The sequence below is a fragment of the Clostridium sp. AM29-11AC genome (genome assembly GCF_003480545.1).
Classification (GTDB): domain Bacteria; phylum Bacillota; class Clostridia; order Lachnospirales; family Lachnospiraceae; genus Otoolea; species Otoolea saccharolyticum_A.
The window spans coordinates 1-22,343 of record NZ_QUJI01000033.1 but is presented as its reverse complement, the minus strand read 5'-3'; the positions used below and the strand labels follow the sequence as shown (position 1 = coordinate 22,343).

Annotated in this window: 18 protein-coding genes, 3 tRNA genes and 1 pseudogene; 15 read left to right on the top strand and 7 right to left on the bottom strand. The window is 47.1% G+C overall.

Going from position 1 to position 22,343, the window contains the following annotated elements; genetic code table 11:
• Window positions 1–367: 367 nt before the first annotated feature.
• From DW757_RS17955 to DW757_RS16045, 3 genes are all read right to left on the bottom strand, one after another.
• The gene (locus DW757_RS17955; RefSeq protein ID WP_008397761.1) at window positions 368–493 is read right to left on the bottom strand and encodes a hypothetical protein; all 126 of its coding nucleotides are present in this window, start codon (window positions 491–493) and stop codon (window positions 368–370) included.
• The gene (locus DW757_RS16055) at window positions 487–1,227 is read right to left on the bottom strand and encodes a hypothetical protein (RefSeq protein WP_008397762.1); all 741 of its coding nucleotides are present in this window, start codon (window positions 1,225–1,227) and stop codon (window positions 487–489) included. The genes DW757_RS17955 and DW757_RS16055 overlap by 7 nt, the downstream gene beginning before the upstream one ends.
• Window positions 1,228–2,066: 839 nt before the next feature.
• The gene (locus DW757_RS16045) at window positions 2,067–2,921 is read right to left on the bottom strand and encodes a MerR family transcriptional regulator (RefSeq protein ID WP_015572877.1); all 855 of its coding nucleotides are present in this window, start codon (window positions 2,919–2,921) and stop codon (window positions 2,067–2,069) included.
• Between the two features lie 159 nt (window positions 2,922–3,080).
• Between DW757_RS16045 and DW757_RS16040 the strand changes: the two genes are divergently transcribed.
• Complete coding sequence (locus tag DW757_RS16040) at window positions 3,081–3,770, top strand: YitT family protein (protein WP_118752218.1); 690 nt, start codon at window positions 3,081–3,083, stop codon at window positions 3,768–3,770.
• Window positions 3,771–3,967: 197 nt separating this feature from the next.
• On the opposite strand, the gene DW757_RS16030 is transcribed toward DW757_RS16040, so the two are convergent.
• Both DW757_RS16030 and DW757_RS16025 read right to left on the bottom strand, forming a co-directional pair.
• Window positions 3,968–5,845, bottom strand: a complete 1,878-nt coding sequence (locus DW757_RS16030; RefSeq protein WP_118752216.1) for a DUF885 domain-containing protein — start codon at window positions 5,843–5,845, stop codon at window positions 3,968–3,970.
• A 263-nt stretch (window positions 5,846–6,108) separates the two neighbouring features.
• On the bottom strand, window positions 6,109–6,939 hold the full coding sequence (locus DW757_RS16025; protein ID WP_118752215.1) for a PepSY domain-containing protein: 831 nt from the start codon (window positions 6,937–6,939) through the stop codon (window positions 6,109–6,111).
• A gap of 401 nt (window positions 6,940–7,340) precedes the next feature.
• Here DW757_RS16025 and DW757_RS16015 point away from each other — a divergent pair, with 401 nt between their 5' ends.
• From DW757_RS16015 to DW757_RS15945, 14 genes are all read left to right on the top strand, one after another.
• A complete protein-coding gene (locus tag DW757_RS16015; protein WP_008397773.1) occupies window positions 7,341–7,997 on the top strand; it encodes a GntR family transcriptional regulator in 657 nt (218 codons plus the stop codon).
• A 349-nt stretch (window positions 7,998–8,346) separates the two neighbouring features.
• The gene (locus DW757_RS16010) at window positions 8,347–9,135 is read left to right on the top strand and encodes a carbon-nitrogen family hydrolase (protein ID WP_008397774.1); all 789 of its coding nucleotides are present in this window, start codon (window positions 8,347–8,349) and stop codon (window positions 9,133–9,135) included.
• A 61-nt stretch (window positions 9,136–9,196) separates the two neighbouring features.
• On the top strand, window positions 9,197–9,889 hold the full coding sequence (locus DW757_RS16005; protein WP_243033740.1) for a DUF2848 family protein: 693 nt from the start codon (window positions 9,197–9,199) through the stop codon (window positions 9,887–9,889).
• Window positions 9,889–10,941 (top strand): TRAP transporter substrate-binding protein DctP, encoded by a 1,053-nt coding sequence (gene dctP / locus DW757_RS16000; RefSeq protein WP_015572881.1) that lies wholly within the window; start codon window positions 9,889–9,891, stop codon window positions 10,939–10,941. The genes DW757_RS16005 and dctP overlap by 1 nt, the downstream gene beginning before the upstream one ends.
• Complete coding sequence (locus tag DW757_RS15995) at window positions 10,934–11,407, top strand: TRAP transporter small permease (RefSeq protein ID WP_118752220.1); 474 nt, start codon at window positions 10,934–10,936, stop codon at window positions 11,405–11,407. Before dctP ends, DW757_RS15995 begins: the two co-directional genes overlap by 8 nt.
• Window positions 11,404–12,672: a TRAP transporter large permease gene (locus DW757_RS15990; protein WP_008397778.1), complete on the top strand. Its 1,269-nt coding sequence runs from the start codon at window positions 11,404–11,406 to the stop codon at window positions 12,670–12,672. Before DW757_RS15995 ends, DW757_RS15990 begins: the two co-directional genes overlap by 4 nt.
• A gap of 508 nt (window positions 12,673–13,180) precedes the next feature.
• Entirely contained in the window at window positions 13,181–15,166 is a 1,986-nt protein-coding gene (metG, locus tag DW757_RS15980) for a methionine--tRNA ligase (RefSeq protein ID WP_118752212.1), read from the top strand.
• A gap of 236 nt (window positions 15,167–15,402) precedes the next feature.
• Window positions 15,403–15,630, top strand: a complete 228-nt coding sequence (locus tag DW757_RS15975) for a hypothetical protein (protein WP_015544645.1) — start codon at window positions 15,403–15,405, stop codon at window positions 15,628–15,630.
• Entirely contained in the window at window positions 15,627–16,496 is an 870-nt protein-coding gene (locus tag DW757_RS15970; protein ID WP_015544646.1) for an EcsC family protein, read from the top strand. Before DW757_RS15975 ends, DW757_RS15970 begins: the two co-directional genes overlap by 4 nt.
• 117 nt (window positions 16,497–16,613) lie before the next feature.
• Window positions 16,614–17,396 carry a TatD family hydrolase gene (locus tag DW757_RS15965; protein ID WP_118752211.1) on the top strand — a complete coding sequence of 261 codons (783 nt, stop codon included), beginning with the start codon at window positions 16,614–16,616 and terminating at the stop codon, window positions 17,394–17,396.
• A 157-nt stretch (window positions 17,397–17,553) separates the two neighbouring features.
• Window positions 17,554–18,486 carry a 16S rRNA (adenine(1518)-N(6)/adenine(1519)-N(6))-dimethyltransferase RsmA gene (rsmA, locus tag DW757_RS15960; RefSeq protein ID WP_118752210.1) on the top strand — a complete coding sequence of 311 codons (933 nt, stop codon included), beginning with the start codon at window positions 17,554–17,556 and terminating at the stop codon, window positions 18,484–18,486.
• A gap of 226 nt (window positions 18,487–18,712) precedes the next feature.
• Window positions 18,713–18,785, top strand: a tRNA-Phe gene (locus DW757_RS15955).
• A gap of 13 nt (window positions 18,786–18,798) precedes the next feature.
• A tRNA-Gly gene (locus DW757_RS15950) sits at window positions 18,799–18,869 on the top strand.
• A gap of 239 nt (window positions 18,870–19,108) precedes the next feature.
• Window positions 19,109–19,180: transfer RNA gene (locus DW757_RS15945), tRNA-Gly, on the top strand.
• A 253-nt stretch (window positions 19,181–19,433) separates the two neighbouring features.
• On the opposite strand, the pseudogene DW757_RS15940 reads toward DW757_RS15945, so the two are convergent.
• Both DW757_RS15940 and gltS read right to left on the bottom strand, forming a co-directional pair.
• A pseudogene (locus DW757_RS15940) lies at window positions 19,434–19,993 on the bottom strand (GrpB family protein).
• A gap of 350 nt (window positions 19,994–20,343) precedes the next feature.
• Window positions 20,344–21,540 (bottom strand): sodium/glutamate symporter, encoded by a 1,197-nt coding sequence (gene gltS / locus DW757_RS15935; protein WP_015572886.1) that lies wholly within the window; start codon window positions 21,538–21,540, stop codon window positions 20,344–20,346.
• Between the last annotated feature and the right edge of the window lie 803 nt (window positions 21,541–22,343).

The window sequence follows — 22,343 nt, the reverse complement described above, 5'->3', positions numbered from 1 at the left end:
TGACTACCGGCTGCCAAACGGCAAGATTTTAATTTTGCGAAAAACTATTGACACAATCTTAGCTACCGGCATAAAAATACTCCTTTTCGATAAGAATTTTCATATCGTAATTCTTACCAAAAAGGAGTCATTTTCTTCCAAAGACACAAACTTTTTTACACTACCCTGTTGTGGCAGGGTGGCTTATGTCCTAAGTTGGACTACCGCCTATTTATCTCTGTCCAATCATTTGCAAATGTAGTAAACAGCTAAACCTGCCAAAACGGAGAGTAATTATCTTTTACAATTATTTTCTTTGTTATTTAGCTCTTTTTCACGATAGTATACAATACATATGGTAACTATTAAAAATCCTAATAAAAAGCTATCATTTACATTTCTTTGTAACAAATATTTCCAAATAATATATATACCACCATATATCATTAAAACCGAAAATAACTTTATTATAATTCTTTTCAAATTCAAAGTCCTTTCTTCCAATATTTACCATGGAAACTTTCCTTCATATATTACTGTTGTAGTATCACAATATGCAGTACGATCAGAATCATAATAAAAATCTGTTACAACTTTTACCTGAGTAACCATCCCATCATCTTCTCTATAATAATGAACTGTTCTTTCATAATATAAAATGGGAATCTCTTCTGATACAATCAGCCCTACAAGCCCCGATACTATAGCAGAAGCAGCTGTTCCCATTCCTGCTGTCACTACATTAAGCAATAACGCAGTAACTGCACCAGCTGTAAAAACTTCAAAATGGGTAGAACCCGTATTAGTGTCAACATACTCCCATGCACCTCTTGTCATGATACCACTAATATACGCTTCCTCTGCCGTTGGAGCCAACTCAACAATATCTCTTGTAATTCCACTAGGACTTACTTTTTTTACTTCATAACGTCCCTCTCCTAAATTCGTTATGTAGGTTACAAATGATTCTTCTAATTCATATTCTCCGTTAACCTCTTTATATATTTTGGTTGATACTTGCGAGAAATCGTCACTGATAGATTCTACTGCTTTGTATGTTTCTCCATCACTCTCATATAAATAAACTATATTATCTAAATCATCATTCAATAAGATAGCCCCTTTTCCATTGGAAATAGGAACAGCTGCATATGTATTAATAACCATTGACTGAAAAGAAAAGACTATTACTAACATTAACGCAACAATACGTTTTACATTAAAGAGCCTATAATTTTTCAAACTCATAAATCTCCTCCTTTAAAAGTCTATGAACAAACACAAAAATTATCATTCCAAATGTTCAAAATCATTTTCCCAAATCTCCCCATTGGACTCCCTTTTTCTTTTTTATACAGATTATACAATTATATATTATACTTTGTCAATCTTTTTTATATTATTTTTTGATTTTATTTTAATATATTTTTTATATATGTTTATATATACATTTTTTTCTTTTAAAATCAAAATTGTATTGACTATTTTCGAGAAATGTTCTGAATTATCCTATACATGTTAGAATCAATCAGAGGCGTACATTATAAAATAGACTTCACACAAATTATAGATTTATTTTTGTTTTAAACGATAATTTAAGAAACATTCTATTTTCAACACAATAAAAAAGATGGATGGAACTTTATCTTTATACTAACTGAGGGATAATTTTTTATCGTGTTTTATTCTAAATATTAATAAATTAATGTAGATAAAGTAATCTCCGTTTTTTATGTTTCTACATAATACGCATCCTTAAATTTATACTATTTTTGTGTCTTTATTATATTTCTGAGTTGATTTTACAGGCTTTGCCTGTAAAATATTAAGGCGACGGACTGCTTTTGTGTCCGTCCTATTCCTGCCTCAATTTTGCTTTAAAAATTGAGGTGGCGGGTTAACGGCGATAGGGGGGTGGCTTCCCTTGGGGGATGGGAGAGGGTGCAGAACTCTGATGATTAATGCGGGGATTTTCCCACATTTCCATGCTGCTTCTTTTTAATAATAAATGTAATGTTTTTCTTGGCCTCTTTGGTTCTCTTCTCCGGAACTAGTTCCGATTGTTCCCCTGTTGTCTTACGGGAAAGTTATGGGAGAGTCCTGCAGGGCTTTACCAGAAACTGTATCAGGGTGACATAATCCTCGCTGTCCGAGGTGGTCAGGCTGTCTAGGATACAGTATTCATAGGCGCTGGATATGGGGGTGAGCCCCATGCGCGAAAGCTCTGGAAGCAGGAAACGGTAGGCCCCTGCGCTGTCTGTATACCTGCCTGTAAAATAGTAGTGGGCGTACAGGCCCGGAGGCTTGGCAATGCAGAAGGCTCCCGAGTAATTTTTCTCAAGGGGAAGAAACATATGGGAAGCTCTCAGACAGTGGCCTGCCCGGATTTCTTCAAGGGGGATAATGGCGCCCTGCTGATAAAAATAGGGATAATGTTCTTTCTTCGCCTTTGTCATCAGCTGTTTGATGGCAATGTTCTGAGCCATTAAATCCTCCTCATCCGTCCCCTTCCTTCTCTTGGGAAAACGCACCGCCTCTCCTGCCAGAAATTCTGTCTTGTCGTGATGGACCAGGGTGACAGAGCCTGACTTGGAAGAGAAATCGCGGAGCGTTTTGACCTTCCAGGCAAGCTGCTTTTCAATGGTCTGGAGACGGCGGATTTTCTGGCGGATGCTTATGAGCTGCTCCTGCATCAATGACAGGGCGTAGTCCCTGGTGCGCTGTTCCATAAATTCACGGATTTCCTCTAAGGAAAGTCCTATCTCTTTGAGCATTGCAATATTGTCCAGAAGATCCAGCTGATCTGCTGTGTAATAGCGGTAGCCGTTTTCTGGATTCACATAATCGGGTTTCAAGATTCCTTTCTTATCGTAAAATAAAATAGCCTGCCTGGAAAGGCCTGACAGCTTTGCCAGCTCTCCTGCAGTAAAACGGTGCTGCATACAATTTCCCTCCTGAAATTTGCCGTTCTATGCCTTCCCACAGGTGGGCAGTTATCATTCCGGCAAAAATTATCTCGCCTATTGACATTATACTTACTATATACTTTATACTATTAATAGTCAAGAAAACAAAGAAGTTTAAATAAAGGAGTTATTATTATGAAAATGCTGCAAAGAGCAGAGGCGAAAAAGGCGGTTATCCGGTACGGCGGCCTGCTGCTCGGAACGGCAATTCTCTCTTTCGGCCTCTACAATATTCACAGTCAGGCGGATATTACCGAGGGGGGCGCTCTGGGCCTGCAGCTTTTGATTCAGCACTGGTTTGGAATTTCACCGAGTGTTATCGGTCCGGTCGTGGATTTCATGTGCTACCTGCTGGGATGGAAGATTCTGGGAGGGGCTTTTTTAAAGAATGCCATTGTATCCTCAATCAGCTATGCCTTTTTCTACTCACTGCATGAGAAGATGGGGTATATGCTCCCCGATCTCAGCCCCCACCCGATATTTGCGGCCGTACTGGGCGGTCTGTTTGTCGGAGTCGGTGTAGGGCTTGTGGTGCGCTCAGGGGGAGCTTCCGGAGGCGACGACGCTCTGGCCCTTATTTTAAACAGAGTTACAAAGGCAAAGCTGGAGCGATGCTATTTCATCACAGATTTCGTGGTTCTTATGCTTTCCCTCTCCTATATTCCACTGGGAAAAATCGCCTGCTCCCTTTTGACCGTGAGTATCTCGTCCTATGTCATAGGAAAGATTTATAAGAAGGAAGACGGCGGTCAGGATCAGGAAGACAGCCCGGGGATTTTTAACAGTTTGGAAGCAGAGAGCTCCGAAGCGCTGCAGAAGGATTGACGGAGTATGCGGGCGGACAGAGAAGCGGAGGCTTTAGAGGAAAGAAGACAGAGACAAAAGTTCAGGAAAAAAATTAAGAGAAAAGGAAGGCCGGCAGCCTTCCGGCTGAACATGGAGATTCAGACCGGAGGCTGCCGGCTCTTTTACCATAAAGGAAGCGCTCAGAATGCCCTGTATGATAAATAAGCGGCAGATTCTCAGGCGCCGAAGGTCAGAAGCCAGGTTTTAAAGTATGGTTTGATTACCCGAAACGGCGCGCCTCCCATGTCGAGGATAAACTTGTGAAACTGTACGGGATCGTATTTGCTGCCCAGCGTCTCCTCAGCCGTTTCCCGCATCTGGGTAATTTCCATATATCCGGTGTAATACTGCAGATAGTTGGCCGGGTTGTCCGCAACAGCATAATAGATTTCCTGGACAACAGCCGGATCGGTGATGCCGTACAGGTCCTCCAGAAACTTGCCGGTTCGCTCCTTCGTCCAGCCCTCATAATTGATATTGATGTCTAAGAGAGCGTAGAGGCCGAGAGTCGCTGCCTGGTTGTGGGCCAGGAGATCGCCAAGGCCAGGGGCCAGTCCGTTGTCGAAGGAATAGGAGTAAATTTCCGCATAGGTTCCCCACCCTTCAGAGTAACCGCCGCAGGACAGAAGGTGAAGCAGAGGCTCCCTGATATTCTGGTTGGCGTATACGGTCTGGTACAGGTGGCCTGGATAGCCTTCATGGGCCAGCGTGGTGTACAGAGAGTCAGCAGATGTCTGATCTGAGCCTCCGTTAATATAGATGACATTGTGCTCCCAGTAATCCAGGGGCGCCGTCAGATAAAAAGCAGGGCTTAAGGAGGATTCAAGGGCCTTGGGAACCTGTTTGACAGTGTAGTCTGCGCCGGACAGAGGAGGAAAATCTTTTTCAGACTGCTTTCTCAGGTCGTCGAGAATTGCAGTCGGCTCTGTCTGGGAGAAGGAATAGTTTGCGGAAGTCACGGAGAGCTCCGGGTAGTTTTCAAGAAGCAGGGTAATCTCTGCCAGATCACTGCTCATATGTATCTGAACCTGCTCCTTAAGCTCAGGCACTGTGTACTCTGTTCCCGTGGAAGAGGCTACCAGGTACTCGTAGTAGCGTTTCCCGTCCGGGTAGCCGCACAGGCCGTTTTCGTTGGAACCGCGTCCTTTGAGGGATTCAAGCTCCTGGGAGAGCATCTGATAGGCCGGGATAAAATGCTCCTTCATGACAGTCAGGTGGCGTTCTCTGTACTCTGCCTTTTCCTCCGCTGACAGGCCCTCGATATCGTCCAGCTTGCTGTCAAAGGTTTCGCACAGGAAGCTGTTTTCCGGACGGATCATATAATCCTTACAGGACTGGATAATCTGATCGAGAACCAAGTCACAGGGGGCCAGACCGGCGTCTGCCCGCGCGTGTTCAAATTCCGCAATCTCTTTGTAATAGGAGTCAATCTGTGAGAGGAGCGTCAGATAATTCTCCACATCCTTCCTGTCATAAAAGGCATACTCCGCAAACAGAATGGGAAGCTGGGCCTGGGTTCCGATGGTGGTGGAGAGAGGGCGGCTATAAAGCTCCAGCCCGTCAGCCATTTTCTCCGTCTCCAGGTAATCGTCGAGAACGCGGTAGGTGAAAAGCTGGTCTGCAGTGAGAAGGGCCGGGTCAAATTCATGCAGTCTGTCAGACAGCTCACGGATGTCAGCAGACACCTGTTTCAGTTCTTCCAGGGAGCATTTTCCCAGCTCGGGATTTTCTTCCGAGATGCCCAGCGCCTCCGGGTCTCTTAAAAGATAGTGAAGCGTAATGCCGGAGCCCTCAAGCTCTTCCCTGAAAATCTCATCGGTAAAAGTATCAAAGGCCGCCTGAACCGAGGTCTGATCGGCGGACGGCACAGAACTGTCCCCGGAAATTCCGTTTTCAGAGGAAGCTAAGTCACTGCCCTGGGTATGTGCTGTCTCGGCAGATTCAGTCTGAACGGCTGCTCCGTTTTCCTGGCCAGGCGGACGGGAACAGGCGGTGAGCAGAAAGGACAGAATAAAAACAAGCAGAAAACAGCAGTATCGTCGTTTGGCTTTCATGTTCATACCTCCATTATTGTTACATTATAATTTATATTATTGCCAATTACAACTGATGAATACACAGGGAACACACAAGAAACACACAGGGATTGCGGGAAAGATGATTCCTGGAGAACAGGACAGGACAAAGACAGGAGGGAAACAGGGAAGTTTACGAGACAGATGTGCAGCAGGCGCAAAAAGCCGGCGGACTGTGCATCACACACTCCGCCGGCCCGGGTTCAGGCTAACTGGGTTTATTTTAACATGGAATCTGGGGATTAATCATAGATACTTTCCCTGTCCCAATCCGTTACTTTTCCTGTGCTGGCATCGATCTCGAACTCATACTCGGTTGTGCCGTGGATGAATTCTCCCTCATAGCAGAGACGGCCGTCGTCCATATCCTGCTTGATTTTGCGGAAGGTTACGTCGGAGACATTTAAGCCTGCCAAAGAAGCGGCGATCTCCTTGGCGCGGTCTTCTGTGATGGCAGAACTATTCTGAGAGCCGGATGCCTGCGCAGGCTTCTGCCAGTATTCAGCCTCAAAGTCATAGCTGATGATGCTGCCGTTTTCTGTATCGATCTCATAGTCGAACTCTCTGGAATCGTTTGTGTAAAATTCCAGCTCATAGACCTGGCGTCCGTCGTCGTAGTCGGTCTCCGCTTTGACAAAGGTTGCCTGATCGGCCGCGATGCCGGCGTGCTCCAGAGCCTTTTTCTTGGCATCCTCAACACTCACCTGTCCCGGGTTTGTCTGGGCGGCAAGGGAACCGTTCAGGTAGCGGTTTTCGTTCTGGGCGGCTTTTGCATCGTAGTATTCAGAGTCATAGTCAAAGCTTAAGACAGTTCCTGAGGAAACCTCGATGTCGTAATCAAATTCTCTGTAATCCTTTGTGTAGAATTCTACTTCATAGACCTGACGTCCCTGTTCACTGTCTAATTTGGACTGAATAAAGGCCACCTGATCCTGGGAAACTCCGGCATGGGAAAGGGCAATCTCTCTGGCCTGAGTCTCATCTACCTGTGCTGCCAGGGCTGTGAGGGTGGATGGAACGAGAACACTTCCTAAAACGAGAGCGGATGCTGCGATTGCTGTATATTTTTTCATATAAGACCTCCTGATATTTGATAATGTGTTTTATTAAAAGTTAGGGCCGGCGGCCAGCCATTTGTCACAGCCGACTGCCTTTATTCTGATATTCTGTCTGCTTCCTTTGCTGTTTATGGCTTTATCATACAGGGGAAAAATTAAAGGAACATTAAAAGGGGAAGAAAATATTTCGGAGGTGCTGCAGGTTCCGGAAAAGAGCCGGCCGTATCGAAAATTGAATATAAAACAGGGAAAAAGCTTTGAAAAACAGGAGAAACAAATAACGCTTGACAAGTTCTGGAACTGTGTGTTACGTTACGAAAACAGGTACAGTTTCCGTTTTATTCCGGTTAGTTCTGTCTGCAGCGTAATTTGTCTGCGCCGGAAACTGTAATTCAGGGGAGAGGAGCGGCAGCTTTATGGTACAGAAACAGTTGTCATATAAATATCAGGTATATAATGAGCTTAAAAAGGGGATTCTTACAGGACAGTATCCGCCTGGAAGTGTTATGAATGAGAGAAAGCTTTCAGAGGAAATGGGAATCAGCCGTACACCTATCCGGGAGGGCCTGCAGATGCTGGCCAGGGATGGATGGCTTCAGATGGAAACCTATAAGGGAGCGGTTGTCCGGGAGTTTGATCCCCATTATATGTGGGAATTAATCAGAATACGGTATGCATTGGAGCTGTCGGCCGTTGAGGATGCAGTGCGAAATATGACGGACGAAGGACTGAGGAGGCTTCGTCAGATTCAGGAAAACCAGAGAGAAGATCTTCTCAATTATAATGTAGATGAATTTATCAGGCATGACAGAGAGTTCCATTCCTGTATCTATGAGATGAGCCTTAACAGAGAGCTGATGAAGCTGGCCAGCAATTACTACGATGTGTTTCGCTTTCTGGGAACACAGGCAGTGATGGGAACAGAGGAGCGCCGTCTGACAACTATAGAAGAGCATCAGGCAATTCTGGATGCAGCGGAAAAACATGATCCGCAGGCCGCTGTCCAGGCTATGAAAATGCATATGGAACAGACTGAAAAAAATATCCGGCGGCATATTAAAATTGCCCCGTAACAGGCAGAAGAAGATAGTGCACTGGCTGAGGAACCGCAGATGGTTTGCTCAGCCTTCTTGATGTTACAGAGAATCTGATTCAATCTGAACATAAGAATTGGGAATATTCAATAAATTTTTTTGATGCTTTTTGTAGAATCTGTAAATTGACAGGAAAGGACAAGATTACTATAATACCAAATATGGTATACCAAATACCATATACCATATATCAACCCGCTGCCGCGAGGCGAAGGGATGAACAGAGAGAACAAACGGAGCATAAACCTTCAGGTTCCGGAGTTCTCTGTAAAGCTGAATAAAAATCCAGTGCTCTTAAGAGAGCCGAAAGAAATAAAGGAGAGCCAATATGAGAGTTGCAATGATTCAGATGGACATGGAGCTTGGACGGCCGGACGAAAATTTTGAAAAAGCGGTCAGGCTGACAGAGGAGGCCTGTGCGGCCAGGCCGGACGTAATTACGCTGCCGGAAACGTGGAATGTGGGCTTCTTTCCCAGAAAAAATCTGGAAGAGCTGTCAGACAGGGACTGCAGCCGTGTCAGGGAGAATTTTTCTATGCTGGCCCGTCAGCACGCAGTCAATATTATCGCCGGGACTGTGGCCAACAGAAAACCGGACGGAGGGATTTATAATACAGCCTGCGTGTTTGACAGAAAGGGAGAGCTGACGGCCCAGTACGATAAGGTGCACCTGTTCAGTCCATCCGGGGAGCATGAATTTTTTCGCTGCGGGGATCGCCCCTGCAATTTTGAGCTGGATGGAATTCCCTGCAGCCTGGCGGTCTGCTACGACATCCGGTTCCCGGAGCTAATCCGGTCTGAGATGCTGGCCGGTTCAAAGGTTCAGTTTGTGGTGGCTCAGTGGCCGGAAGCCAGACGGCTTCACTGGGATACCCTTAACCGTGCCAGGGCCATTGAAAGCCAGAGTTATGTGTGCTGCACGAATTCTGTGGGAACGGCCGGGGAGGTAAGGTGCGCAGGCCATTCAGCAGTCTACGGCCCCATGGGCGAATGCCTTATTCTGGGAGGTGAAAAGGAACAGATCCTGGTAGCCGATCTGGAGCTTTCGGAGGTGGACAGAGTTCGTTCCTCCATCAATGTCTATCACGACAGAAGGCCGGAGGCATACCGGCTTTAAAGAGAAGGCGGATCCATCCGCCGGTGTAAAAGATATAAACAGCAGAGAGGGGAAAATCAAAATGAGCCAGATGAGATTTACTGTATTGGGCAGGACGGGAGAAACCGTTCTGGATTTAGAGTATAAGAGAGTGTTTGCCATCGGTTATGCAGGAAGAGATATGGAAAAGACCATGGAGCATATCAGGGAGCTGGAGAGAGAGCTGGGAGTACCGGCCCCGAAAAAAATTCCCACCATTTTTCAGTGCGGCAATTACGTTCTTACTCAGGAGCGGGAGTTGGCTTTTGTGGGGGACAAGACTTGCGGCGAGGTAGAGTATGTGATTGTACTTTGCCATGGGAAAATATACATCGGAGTTGGAAGCGACCACACAGACCGTGAACTGGAGGCTGTAAACGTCCCAAAAGCAAAGCAGATCTGCGCAAAACCTATCTGCGCCAGTCTGTGGGACTATGAGGAGATAAAGGATCACTGGGATGAAATCCGACTGCGTTCCTGGCAGACTGTAGGGGGAGAGGAGATCTTATATCAGGAAGGAACGCTCAGAGATATTCTCCCGGTAGAAACTATTTTAAAGGAGCTGAATGAGAGGGTGGGAGCTGTAGATAACTGTGTGATTTTTTCAGGAACAGTTCCGGTGAAAAATGGTTTTCGCTTTGGCAGCAATTTCAGATACGAGATGGAGGATGAGATTCTGGGGAGAAAGCTGTCTGCAGATTACAATGCAGAGGCCATCAGTGAGGAGGAGAGATAATGAGAAAAGGAAGGGTAGCAGCTTTTTTTCTGGCGGCGGCAGCGGCAGTGCTGCTCTCAGGATGCAGCAGTGCAGATGGCTCCGGGGAGAGAATTAAGCTGAAGATCGCCACAGTAGGAAATGAGTCACATCAGTCAACCATAGCGGCATCCGTGTTTAAGGAGAAGCTGGAGGAGATTGCAGGGGACAGATTTGAAATTACCGTATACCCAAATGCACAGCTTGGCGGAGAGAGGGAGATGGCAGAGGGAGTCAAGATTGGCTCCATAGAGATGGCAGTTGTCACCACTGACGGTGCCCTTCCCAGCTTTGTGCCGGAAACTCAGGTCCTTGCAATTCCCTATCTTTTTGCAGACAAGGAGGAGGCCTACTATGTGCTGGACGGGTATCTTCAGGAGGCACTGAGGCCGGAATTTGAGGAGCAGGGCTTTAAACACCTTGCCTTCTGTGAGCTTGGATTTCGCCATTTCACCAACAATGTAAGGGAGGTGACGAAGGCGGAGGACATGAAGGGCCTGTCCATCCGGGTGCAGGAGTCGCCTATCTGGTTTGCCCTTGCAGATTATCTGGATTTTATCGCAACTCCGATTTCCTTTAATGAGCTCTATACGGCCCTGCAGCAGGGGACGGTGGACGGACAGGAAAACCCGATCGCCTCGATTTCTTCTTCTGCCTTTGACGAGGTTCAGAAATACATGTGCCTGGACGGTCACACCTATGCACCGGAGAGCATGATTATGAATATGGATTTCTACAACCGCCTGACAGAGGAGGAGAGGGCCTGGATCGATGAGGCGTCAGCCTATGCCAGAGATACCCAGAGACAGATGGTGACAGATATGGAGGAGGAGATGCTGAAATCCATCGAGTCGAAGGGGGTAAAGGTTTGCCGCGAACCGGATCTGGAATCCTTCAGAAATGTCACGGAGACCCTTTACCAGGATCCGGCTGTGACGGCCCTGGTTTCGCCGGAGCTTACGGAAGGCGTGAGGGCGGCTGTGGCAGAGTATGAGGCAGAGCATGAAGAAATGGGGGGAAGTGAAAATGATTGATAAATTGATAGACGGACTTGCCAGAGGGATTATGGGAGTGAGTGCACTGCTGGTATTTGTGATTACATTTCTGCAGGTTCTGTGCCGTTTTGTGCTGAAATCGCCTCTGCCCTGGAGCACAGATATCCTTCGTCTGGCTTTTACCTATCTGGTATTCTGGGGAGCAGCCTGGTGCGTGAGGGAGAAAGAGCATTTGAATGTGGATGTAATTCTCACCGCCCTGCCTGCAGGTGTGCGCCGGTGGACAGAGATAGTGATAAATTTAATTTTGTGCGGATTTTTCATCTTCCTTATCTATTTCGGGATCCAGTTCTGCATCTTTGGATGGACGCAGACCACATCCTATCTGCCGCTTCCCATGTCAGTCTACTATGCAAGCATCCCCAGCGCGGGAGCGGCAATGCTATACTACATGGTTAAAATTCTCATAAGACAGATCCGAGATAACGGGGAGGGCCAGGTATGATTTATATTTTATTACTGTTTGTACTGTTTTTGGTTGGAATTCCCATCTGCTTTTCGCTGGGACTTGTATCAATAGTTGGAATGGTTCAGGGAGCGACTCCGATGATCGTGGTGATTCAGAGGCTGTTTACGGGAGCTGACAGCACTGCACTTATCGCTATCCCCCTGTTTATTCTGGCAGGAGGCCTGATGGTGCAGGGCGGAATCTCAAATAGGATTGTCAGCTTTGCAGACGCGCTGATAGGACATTTTCCCAGCGGTCTTGCCCTGGTGAGCATTCTGGCATGTATGTTCTTTGCGGCGATAACTGGTTCAGCTATTGCTGCTACGGCCGCTATCGGAGGAATCATGATTCCGATTATGAGAGAGAAAAACTATGAGGATACCTTTTCGGCGCCGCTGATTGCCTGCGGAGGTTCTATCGGCCCTATTATCCCGCCAAGTATTCCCCTTCTGCTTTATGGTACCATGGCGAATGTAAGCGTGGGAAAGCTGTTTATAGGCGGATTTATTCCAGGAATTATCATGGGTGTAGGACTGATGATTTACAGTTACATCGTGGGCAAAAAACGTCATTATGTGGGAAGAGAGAAGAAGGCCAGCCGTGAGGAGATTCTGAGAACGGGAAAAGATGCACTTCTCGCCCTGATTATGCCGATTATCATTATCGGAGGGATTCTGTCCGGTATTTTTACGGCCACAGAGTCCGGGGCAATCGCCTGCGCCTATGCGATTGTGATTGGAGGCCTTGTTTACAGGGAGCTGAAGTTGAAAAACATGTTTGCTCTGCTTGTGGACTGCGCAAAATCCACGGGACAGGTTCTGGTGGTTGTGGCCTGTGCAAGCCTGTTTACATGGGTGATTACGGTGGCTCAGGTTCCACAGACAGTAAGCGCTCTGTTATCAGATTCCATCCACAGCCGTGTACTTCTGCTGCTGATTATCAACATTATTCTTCTGATTGCAGGAACCTTTATTGACACGACAAGCGCGCTTGTTATCTTTACACCGCTGTTCCTTCCTCTGGTGCAGGCTATGGGAATTGACCTGATCCATTTTGGACTTGTAATGGCTGTGAATCTGACAATCGGTATGTGTACGCCGCCTCTGGGCGTCTGCCTCTTTGTCTCAGGTTCCATCGCGAAGGTCAGTCTGAAGGAACAGATGCGGGATCTGCTTCCCATGCTGGGAGTACTTCTGATCGTACTTCTGATCATTACATACATTCCTCAGACCGTTACCTTCCTGCCGGAACTTTTGGGTTAACCGGCGCACAGTTTTCAGATTTGCAGGACTGACACTTTTCCAATCTCTCCTTGACAAACACAGCCCAACCCGCTAGACTTAACCTATACTTACTAAATCAGAATATAATCGAAGAGTCAAAGGCAGCGAAGGGAAGAGTAGGCGAGGGACAGGGCCCACAGAGAGTCCGTGTGGTGGGAGAGGATGGCCCCAAAACCGCTGAAGATGGCCCCGGAGCCTTGCTGGCGAACCGGCCTGTATCTGACTGTGCAGACATATTTCAGCTGCACAGCTTTTCAGAGCACAGGCCGGAAAGGCAGCGACGGGAGATGCCCGTTACAGCGTCAGACTGTAGGGAAGGGAGAAAGTGCCGTTCCCCGCAGCCCCAGAGGCAGACCGCTGTGAGGCGGACTGTGAATTAAAGTGGTATCACGGGAGAGAACTCGTCTTTAATTTCATTCAGGGCATGATCCATGCGCGGGTGAGGTTAAAGGCGTTTTTATTTTCATAATCCAAGGAGGAAAAGAACATGTGTCAGAATTGTAAGAAGCCGTACTATATTACGACGGCTATTGCCTACACATCTGGTAAGCCGCATATTGGAAATACCTATGAGATTGTGCTGGCAGACAGTATTGCAAGATATAAGAGGGAGCAGGGCTATGACGTGCGGTTCCAGACAGGAACAGACGAGCACGGACAGAAGATTGAGTTAAAGGCAGCGGAGGCCGGCGTTACCCCGAAGGAATTTGTAGATCAGGTGGCAGGAGAGATCAAGACCATCTGGGATCTGATGAATACTTCCTACGACAAGTTCATCCGCACCACAGATGCTGACCATGAGGAGCAGGTACAGAAAATTTTCAAAAAGCTCTACGATCAGGGAGATATCTACAAGGGATATTATGAGGGAATGTACTGCACGCCCTGCGAGTCCTTCTTTACAGAGTCTCAGCTGGTTGACGGCAAGTGCCCGGACTGCGGCCGCCCGGTGCAGCCTGCCAAAGAGGAGGCTTATTTCTTCCGTATGAGCAAGTACGCCCAGAGACTGATTGACTATATTAATGAGCATCCGGAATTTATCCAGCCTGTCTCCAGGAAGAATGAGATGATGAATAACTTCCTGCTGCCGGGCCTTCAGGATCTGTGTGTGTCCAGAACCTCCTTTACCTGGGGAATTCCTGTCTCCTTTGATCCAAAGCATGTGACCTATGTATGGCTGGACGCCCTGACAAACTATATCACAGGTCTTGGCTATAACTGCGGAGGGGAGAACGGAGAACTGTTTGATAAATACTGGCCGGCAGACCTTCACCTGATCGGGAAGGATATTATCCGGTTCCATACCATATACTGGCCGATTTTCCTGATGGCCCTGGATCTGCCCCTTCCAAAGCAGGTATTCGGCCATCCGTGGCTTCTGCAGGGAGACGGCAAGATGAGCAAATCCAAAGGAAATGTGCTCTATGCAGACACCCTGGTAGATTTCTTCGGAGTGGACGCTGTGCGCTATTTCGTACTTCACGAGATGCCCTTTGACAATGACGGTGTCATTACCTGGGAGCTGATGGTAGAGCGCATGAATTCCGATCTGGCCAATATCCTGGGCAACCTGGTAAACAGAACTATCTCCATGACCAATAAATATTTCGGCGGCGTGGTGGAGAAAACAGGCGTCACAGAGGATGTGGATGCTGACTTAAAGGCTGTTGTGTTAGAGGCGGTGAAGAAGGCAGACGAGAAGATGGACAGGCTGCGCGTAGCCGATGCTATCACAGACATCTTCGGTATCTTCAGGAGAAGCAACAAATATATCGATGAGACAACTCCGTGGGCCCTCGCAAAGGATGAGGAGAAGAAGGCCCGTCTGTCCGAGGTTCTCTACAACCTGACAGAGGCCATTACAATCGGAGCATCTCTGCTTGCATCCTTCATGCCGGAAACTTCTGAGAAGATTCTCAGCCAGTTAAATACACAGAAGAGAAGTCTTGAGAGCATGAATGAGTTCGGCCTTTATCCGTCAGGAAATAAGGTAACAGAGAAGCCTGAGATTCTGTTTGCACGTATGGATATAAAGGAAGTGCTTGAAAAGGTAGAGGCCATGAAGAGCGCTGAGGAAGCCCAGAAAGGGGCAGAGAGCGAGGGAAAGGCTGAGGAGGCTGCCCAGGTGATTGACGTGGAGGCCAAGCCTGAGATTACCTATGATGACTTCGCAAAGCTCCAGTTCCAGGTAGGAGAGATCATCTCCTGCGAGGCAGTTCCGAAATCCAAGAAGCTCCTCTGCTCCCAGGTGAGAATCGGAAGCCAGGTACGCCAGATTCTGAGCGGAATCAAGGCATGGTACACTCCGGAGGAGATGGTGGGAAAGAAGGTTATGGTTGTCACCAACTTAAAGCCTGCTAAATTAGCCGGAATGCTCTCTGAGGGAATGATTCTCTGCGCAGAGGATGCAGAGGGCAATGTGGTCCTGATGCAGCCGGAGAAGGATGTGCCGGCAGGCGCTGAGATCGGCTAGAAGCAGGAACCTGCCTGAGCTAGAAAAAGAAAGGCGGGAGCGCAGATAAAACAGAAGGGCGATTGACTCTGCAGACAGAGAACGCCGTGAAAGAATAAGGGGAATGTGCCGCAGGCGGCTGCATTCCCCTTTTCTTCAAAAAGAAGGGATAGTATGGTATAATGACTGTAAAACAGTCATTATACCTGCGCAAACCCAAGAGAAGTGCAAAGGATGATACCGGAAGGAGGGGGCCTATGAAATTATGGCAGAGAGCAGTAATTATGACCGCAGTATCGCTCTGCATGGCAGGAGGGGTACAGTGGATGTACGGAGGACCGGAAACGGGGCCGGCGATTGATGACAGGATAAACGAGCCGAGAGGACCGGCCGCGGAGCCTCCCAGGGAAACACAAGATCCGACGGCTGCATATGGGCCTGCCCTGGAATCAGAGCAGAAGGAGAATCAGGAGGAGGTTCAATGATTTTCAGAAGGGGGACGCCTGTCCAGAAGGAGTGGGAGGCTTTTATAAAGCGCGAGAAAAAGGCTTTGGAGCGGTATGGCTGTCAGAGAGAATCATTCTGGGAGAAGCGTCTGTCCGGCCTGGTTCCCCAAGGTCTTTCCGCAAAGCTGGAAGCCGCATTTGAAAAAGCCTTCCGGGCAGTATTAGCCGGGGGCACAGGGCTGATCGAAAAAACATATTCCAGGGAGAAACTGGAACTGGAATACAGGGCAAGAGATTACAAAACAGGACTGATGCCTACAAGAAAGCACATCCGGGAAAACTCCAGGATTGCCAGAAGGCAGAGAACGGCTTCCACAGTGGCTGCGGGTGTGGAGGGGGCAGGACTTGGATTGCTGGGAATCGGAATTCCCGACATACCGCTGTTTCTGGCAGCTCTGTTCAGAAACCTTTATAAGCTCTGCCTTCATTATGGCATTGATTATGAGAATCCGGAGGAGAAGGAGCTTCTGCTTGAAATGATTGCCCTTTCTCTTTATCAGGGAGAGGATTTTCAGCAGAGAGATGCTGCTCTGAACAGAAGGCTGTACGAGATGGCGGTCAAGGACTGGAGGATAAGAGAAAAGACAGGAAAAGCCGGAGCGGCCGCTGCAGGTGAAGCAAAGAGGAGTGTTTCTTCAGATGCTGTCAGGGAGGCTGCCCGTGCGCTTTCAGGAGAACTTTTGTACTTGAAATTTTTGCAGGGAATTGCTATTGTGGGAGTGATAGGCGGAGCCTGTGACAGTATCTGCATGAGCAGGATCTCCAAGTACGCTTCCCTGAAGTTTGAGAGACGTCATCTGCTTCGTCTGGTTATTTCCGAAGCTGGAGGGCCTGCAGGAAAATAAACTTTCAGCTGGGTTCAGCCATCTGCGCAAGCCTGTGCAGGCCTTAAGGACAGGGAAGGTTACTCTCTGCAGAGAGGAAGCCTTCGGAAAGAGAAAAATTGAAAAGAGGAAAGAGTATTGATATTCGACACACATGCACATTATGATGATGAGGCATTTGACGAGGACAGAGACAGGGTCCTTATGGGTCTTAAGGAAGCCGGAGTGGGGACGGTTCTCAATGTGGGCGCCAGTATGGCAAGCTCAGAGAGTACGCTTGCCCTGACGGAGCAGTACCCGTTTGTATATGGATCGGCGGGTGTCCACCCGAGCGAAACGGCAGAGCTTGACGAGGAAAAGTTTCAAAGACTCTGCGAAATTCTTAAGAACCCTAAAATACTGGCGGTGGGAGAGATAGGGCTTGATTATTACTGGGAAGAGCCGGAGCATGAGATCCAGAAGAAATGGTTTTTGCGCCAGCTTGAGCTGGCCAGGCAAATGCAGCTGTCGGTGATCATCCACAGCAGGGATGCCGCAAAGGATACGCTTGATATGATGAAGGAAGCCCGGGCCGGGGAGATCGGCGGCGTCATTCACTGTTTTTCCTATGGAACGGAGATAGCCAGGGAATACCTCAATATGGGATTTTTCCTGGGCATCGGCGGTGTGCTGACTTTTAAAAATGCCAAAAAGCTCAAGGAGGTTGCCGCCTACGCTCCCATAGAGCAGATTGTTCTGGAGACAGACTGCCCCTACATGGCCCCTACTCCTCACCGGGGAACCAGGAATACCTCGGCCAATCTTCCCTATGTGGTAAATGCCCTGGCTGAAATCAAGGGAATCCTGCCGGAGCAGGTAATCGAGATTACAGAACAAAATGCCAGAAGGCTTTACCGGATGGACGTCAAAGCGGTCAGATGAAGCCCTGACGGCAGAGATTCATAGGGAAGCTGACCATAAAAGCGAAGGCGCAGACCGGAATGCAGAGCAGATACGGGAAAATGGAGCGGCATGGGAGAATACAGCGTAAGCGCAGGAACATTACAGACTAAGAAAGTAAAAACGGATGGAGTGACAGATGGAAAACAGAGAAGCACAGAACTGTAAAGCAGACAGTGAGAAGGCGGAAGGCAGCAGGATAACCCGGCCGGAGGAGAAGCTGGGGAATCCGCAGAAAACCATACAGATCATTCAGAAATATGGCTTTGCCTTTCAAAAAAAATTCGGACAGAATTTCCTGATTGATATGCATGTGCTGGACAAGATTATTGGAGCTGCCGGAGTGACCAGGGAGGACATGGTGCTGGAAATCGGCCCTGGTATCGGAACGATGACCCAGTATCTGGCTGAGAGCGCAAAGCAGGTGGTGGCTGTGGAGATTGACACAAACCTGATTCCGATCCTCTCGGAAACTCTGGCTGGCTATGACAATGTGACAGTAATCAACCAGGATATTTTGAAAGTTGACATAAAAAAACTGGCAGAGGAGTATAACGGGGGAAGGCCCATTAAGGTTGTGGCAAATCTGCCCTACTATATCACAACGCCGATTATCATGGGGTTATTTGAGAGCGGTGTCCCCATTGACAATATCACCGTTATGGTGCAGAAGGAGGTGGCCGACCGGATGCAGGTGGGGCCTGGCTCCAAAGATTACGGGGCGCTGTCCTTGGCGGTTCAGTATTATGCAGAACCGTATATTGTGGCAAATGTGCCCCCGAACTGCTTTATCCCAAGGCCCAATGTGGGTTCGGCGGTGATCCGGCTGGCCAGACACAAAAAACCGCCTGTAGAGGTGAAGAACCGTGATCTGATGTTTAAGCTGATTCGGGCGTCCTTTAACCAGAGGAGAAAAACGCTGTTAAACGGCCTCAATAATTCTCCGGAGATTCCGATTGGAAAGGAAAAAATCGTCGCGGCCATCGAACAGCTCGGCGTTCCTGCGTCTGTAAGAGGCGAGGCGCTGACGCTGGAGCAGTTTGCAAGGCTTTCCGATCTGCTGGAGGAATAGAAAAAGATACGGGAAATACAGAGTCGGCAAGAAAGCATTTTAGAAGTTCGCGGCAGCGGCTTTTAAGATGCTTTTTTGTATATATAGGAATGGCGAATAATGGTTTTAACTATACGCAGCTGTGTTTTTAGCAGAATAAAAAAATTTGTAGAAAAGACTTGACAATTCAAAAAATATCCGGTAAAATAACCCATGTCGTTACGGAACACAAGTAATTCCGCACGATGCCCAGATAGCTCAGTTGGTAGAGCAGAGGACTGAAAATCCTCGTGTCACTGGTTCGATTCCGGTTCTGGGCAGTTAATTAAATATGCGGGTGTAGTTCAATGGTAGAACACCAGCCTTCCAAGCTGGATACGTGGGTTCGATTCCCATCACCCGCTCTTTTATTGAGGCAGAGAGTTTTAAAGATTAGAGCTCTCTGTTTTTTGCTTCAGAATATATGTTTTCGGGCCTGCTTTAGACGGAGGGAGCTGTGGGAAAAGAAAAACCGTCTCCAGTGTCTTAAAAAAACAGCAAAAAAGTGAAAAAAACACTTGCAATTATTTTTTTGCTGTGCTATAATACACTTCGTCAGCAAAACTGACACGGTTAAAAGGTTTAAATAAATAAAAGTAATTATGCGCGAGTGGCTCAGTGGTGGAGTATCGCCTTGCCAAGGCGAGGGTCGCGGGTTCGAATCCCGTCTCGCGCTCTTTCTTTTTAAATGGCGGAGTACTGTTTTATGCAGTCTCCGCTGTTTTCATGTTCTGTATTTTTGCGGACAGTTTCAAAAACCTGTGTCCATGCGCTTATAGCTTCCACCCTCAGTCAGGGAATTGTATACATTGTCTAACGCCGCTCTGAAGTGTTTGCAGCCTAACTGCATGCGTAGCTGTGATGGCAACACAGGGACAGGATTAAGGCGGCTTACACAGGCTTTTCTGTATTTATGGGGCTGTTTAGTATCAACTGCCCGATAAACTGTGGTTTGTGGCAATTTCTTTCGCTCTCCAGATACTTGCTTCCGACAACAGCCGGGCTATAATTTCTTGCTTGCCTGCTGTATAGCTCTTTCGATCGTCTGAAAACTGCATTGCCAGTTTCTGCTTGAAATCGTCATACATCATCGCCTTTTTAAGATTTGCATTTAGATAGTCTCGGAAATTGATATAGTTGTCCCAAGCGGTTCCATTCCGTCTGACGATGTGAATATGATGTGTTCGTATATCACCATCTTCTATCACGAAAAATACTTGTCCTGCAACAGCTTCTTCATGAAAAGAATATTGTGCTGTCTAAGCACTTCAACATACGGCATCATATCTTTCAAGTCGTGAACAGCAACAGCAATATCAATAATCGGCTTTGCGTGAATCGAAAAAATGGATGTACTTCCAATATGCTGAATATCAAGAGCGGTATCTCCCAAGAGCTGCTTTAATAATTTGATTATACTTTCAGCATTTTCATTCCATTCTTTTTGATGGGGTACTAATTTTACTGTTCCTTTTTTTAATCCTATCATAATAAAGTTTTCCCTCTTAAATTTCTGCTTGTCATTTTGTAATTATAAGGAATGTACCATATCCTCCGGATATGGCAGCCTCCGGCGGAATTTAGCGCCCGGTTTTCAGCAGTGAATGCTGAAAATGGCATGCGCAGGTATAATGCCCGCTCTGCGGACATTGTACTATAACTTTGTGACGTATACAACGGACTTTTATATTTGGGGGGCTTAAGATATGGCGGATAAGAAAGCAAAAGATACGCAGGCCCATTTAAAAATCCCCTCAGAACTAGGCTGCGTTAAAACAGCCTCATTCGGAGGGGATTAACCGATATTCATAGGAAAGCTATGTATTTACCTTCTGCCTGTTAGGAGAGGAAATCAAGCATTCCTGTAATAACAAGCGCGTTGATGAAGTCAATAAAGAGGCTTCCTACCATTGGGATGGCAAAGTAAGCGACAGGTGACGGGCCGTGCTGCTTTGTAACAGCCTGCATGTTTGCCATTGCGTTGGAGGTTGCGCCCATTGCGAATCCGATGAAGCCTGCGCTCATAACGGCTGCGTCGTAATCCTTGCCCATTACATTGAATACAACGAAGTAAGCGAAGATGAGCATCAGGATTACCTGTGCAGTCAGTGCTGCAATTAACGGCACTGCCAGATCCACAAGGAGCCACAGCTGAAGTCCGGCAAGAGCCATAGCCAGGAAGAGGCTTAAGGACATGTTTCCGACAACCTCGATTTCTTCTCCTGGGAACTCGTTGTTTGTTGCATCAACGATATTGCGGACAACAGCAGCTACCAGCATAGCGCCGATATAGCTTGGGAAAGTAATTCCGGTAACGTCAGTCAGAACGGCACCTACAAAGCTTCCGATACCAAGCGCCAGCATTAAGAGCATGAATCCTTTAACAAAACGCGGGCTGCTGGAAGTGAAGAACTCGTCCTCGCCTTCGCCGGAATTTCCGGAAGCATCTGTTCTGGAAGAGCATACCAGATTGTGCTTCTTGATTCTTCTGGAAGCAGTCGGGCCGCCCATAATGGAACCGGATACAAGTCCGAAAGTAGCACAGGCAAGACCTGCAACAGAAGCTCCCACAATTCCCATATCATCCATTACCTGGCCATAAGCTGCTGCGGTACCGGGACCTCCGATGAGGGCGATAGAACCTGCACACAGACCAAGACGAGGATCAGCGCCAAGTGCGCCAACGATGCCGACACCAAGAAGGTTCTGGGCAAAGGTGACAATAATTGCCAGTATCAAGCACAAAACCACGGCTTTTCCGCCTTTTTTGAGCTGGGGAAGACTTACTGTAAATCCGACTGTTGTAAAGAAAATATTCATAAACACAGTCTGAAGTGTATCATCAAAAGAAATGAAAGCTACATTTGAAGCATATAAAATAGTATTTATAGCTGCAAAGCAGACGCCGCCAACTAGTGGGGCGGGGATACAGTAGCGGTTAAAGAAAGCTACTTTATTGCAGAGGACGGAGCCGAGCCAATAAAGCACAGCTGCCAGAGCTACTGCATGATACATGTTCAGATTAATTTCAAGCATAAAGTTCCCTCCTTTATAGACATTTCTAAACATACCCTCTTTAATTAGCAGATTAACTAAAAGTAAGGATAGAAACTGCATCTTTTACCCGGGATTACTGTGCTTTATAATGAAGTCCAAGCACAGAAGATACAGATTTTGCGAAATGCTTCGTTTACAGTATGAAATATTCCTACATAAAATGACAAAAAAGTTTAAAATATTACTGTAACAAAAGTGTTAAAAGATATAAAGATGAATCCGTTTCTGACATAAACAGAGATGAAACCAGGCAGTAAATATAGAAGGAATCACAGGGAAAGAAAAAAATGGAAAAAATTGAAAAATAAGCTTGACGGGGATAAGAACCTGTGATAATATATAACGCGTCGCTGAGAGCGGCACGGAAGTTCGAAGGAAATCCGAAAGGGTTTTGGAAGGCTTCCAAAAAGAAAATAAAAAAGTTGTTGACAAACACAACGAGTTGTGATAAGATAAACGAGTTGCTGTTGAGAACAAACAACAACGAACCTTGAAAACTGAACAGTATGTAAAACCCTGAAAATTCTAAGAACAACAGGCTTTTGGTTAAGCCTTGAGGTTCGAGAGAACATTCAGAACAAAACCTAAAGAACAGTAAAACGGTTTAAAAATTAGCCAAGCTAAGTTTTGAACCTGGTTCAAACAGAGGAAACAGCTTTTGGCTAAGCTCGCGGGAAACCTCGCTAAGTAAAAAGCTGTATGTTTCGACTAAACTCGGAACAGCCTCGTTAAGTCAAAGACTATAACATGAGAGTTTGATCCTGGCTCAGGATGAACGCTGG

What these genes read in the sequence shown, in the direction of transcription:
- DW757_RS16030 (WP_118752216.1), bottom strand. Translation starts at nt 5,845, where the DNA reads ATGAAAGCCAAACGACGATACTGCTGTTTTCTGCTTGTTTTTATTCTG.
- DW757_RS16055 (WP_008397762.1), bottom strand. Translation starts at nt 1,227, where the DNA reads ATGAGTTTGAAAAATTATAGGCTCTTTAATGTAAAACGTATTGTTGCG.
- rsmA (WP_118752210.1), top strand. Translation starts at nt 17,554, where the DNA reads ATGGAAAACAGAGAAGCACAGAACTGTAAAGCAGACAGTGAGAAGGCG.
- DW757_RS17955 (WP_008397761.1), bottom strand. Translation starts at nt 493, where the DNA reads ATGGTAAATATTGGAAGAAAGGACTTTGAATTTGAAAAGAATTATAAT.
- DW757_RS16045 (WP_015572877.1), bottom strand. Translation starts at nt 2,921, where the DNA reads ATGCAGCACCGTTTTACTGCAGGAGAGCTGGCAAAGCTGTCAGGCCTT.
- DW757_RS16015 (WP_008397773.1), top strand. Translation starts at nt 7,341, where the DNA reads ATGGTACAGAAACAGTTGTCATATAAATATCAGGTATATAATGAGCTT.
- DW757_RS15975 (WP_015544645.1), top strand. Translation starts at nt 15,403, where the DNA reads ATGAAATTATGGCAGAGAGCAGTAATTATGACCGCAGTATCGCTCTGC.
- DW757_RS15970 (WP_015544646.1), top strand. Translation starts at nt 15,627, where the DNA reads ATGATTTTCAGAAGGGGGACGCCTGTCCAGAAGGAGTGGGAGGCTTTT.
- DW757_RS16005 (WP_243033740.1), top strand. Translation starts at nt 9,197, where the DNA reads ATGAGCCAGATGAGATTTACTGTATTGGGCAGGACGGGAGAAACCGTT.
- dctP (WP_015572881.1), top strand. Translation starts at nt 9,889, where the DNA reads ATGAGAAAAGGAAGGGTAGCAGCTTTTTTTCTGGCGGCGGCAGCGGCA.
- metG (WP_118752212.1), top strand. Translation starts at nt 13,181, where the DNA reads ATGTGTCAGAATTGTAAGAAGCCGTACTATATTACGACGGCTATTGCC.
- DW757_RS16025 (WP_118752215.1), bottom strand. Translation starts at nt 6,939, where the DNA reads ATGAAAAAATATACAGCAATCGCAGCATCCGCTCTCGTTTTAGGAAGT.
- DW757_RS16040 (WP_118752218.1), top strand. Translation starts at nt 3,081, where the DNA reads ATGAAAATGCTGCAAAGAGCAGAGGCGAAAAAGGCGGTTATCCGGTAC.
- gltS (WP_015572886.1), bottom strand. Translation starts at nt 21,540, where the DNA reads ATGCTTGAAATTAATCTGAACATGTATCATGCAGTAGCTCTGGCAGCT.
- DW757_RS15990 (WP_008397778.1), top strand. Translation starts at nt 11,404, where the DNA reads ATGATTTATATTTTATTACTGTTTGTACTGTTTTTGGTTGGAATTCCC.
- DW757_RS16010 (WP_008397774.1), top strand. Translation starts at nt 8,347, where the DNA reads ATGAGAGTTGCAATGATTCAGATGGACATGGAGCTTGGACGGCCGGAC.
- DW757_RS15995 (WP_118752220.1), top strand. Translation starts at nt 10,934, where the DNA reads ATGATTGATAAATTGATAGACGGACTTGCCAGAGGGATTATGGGAGTG.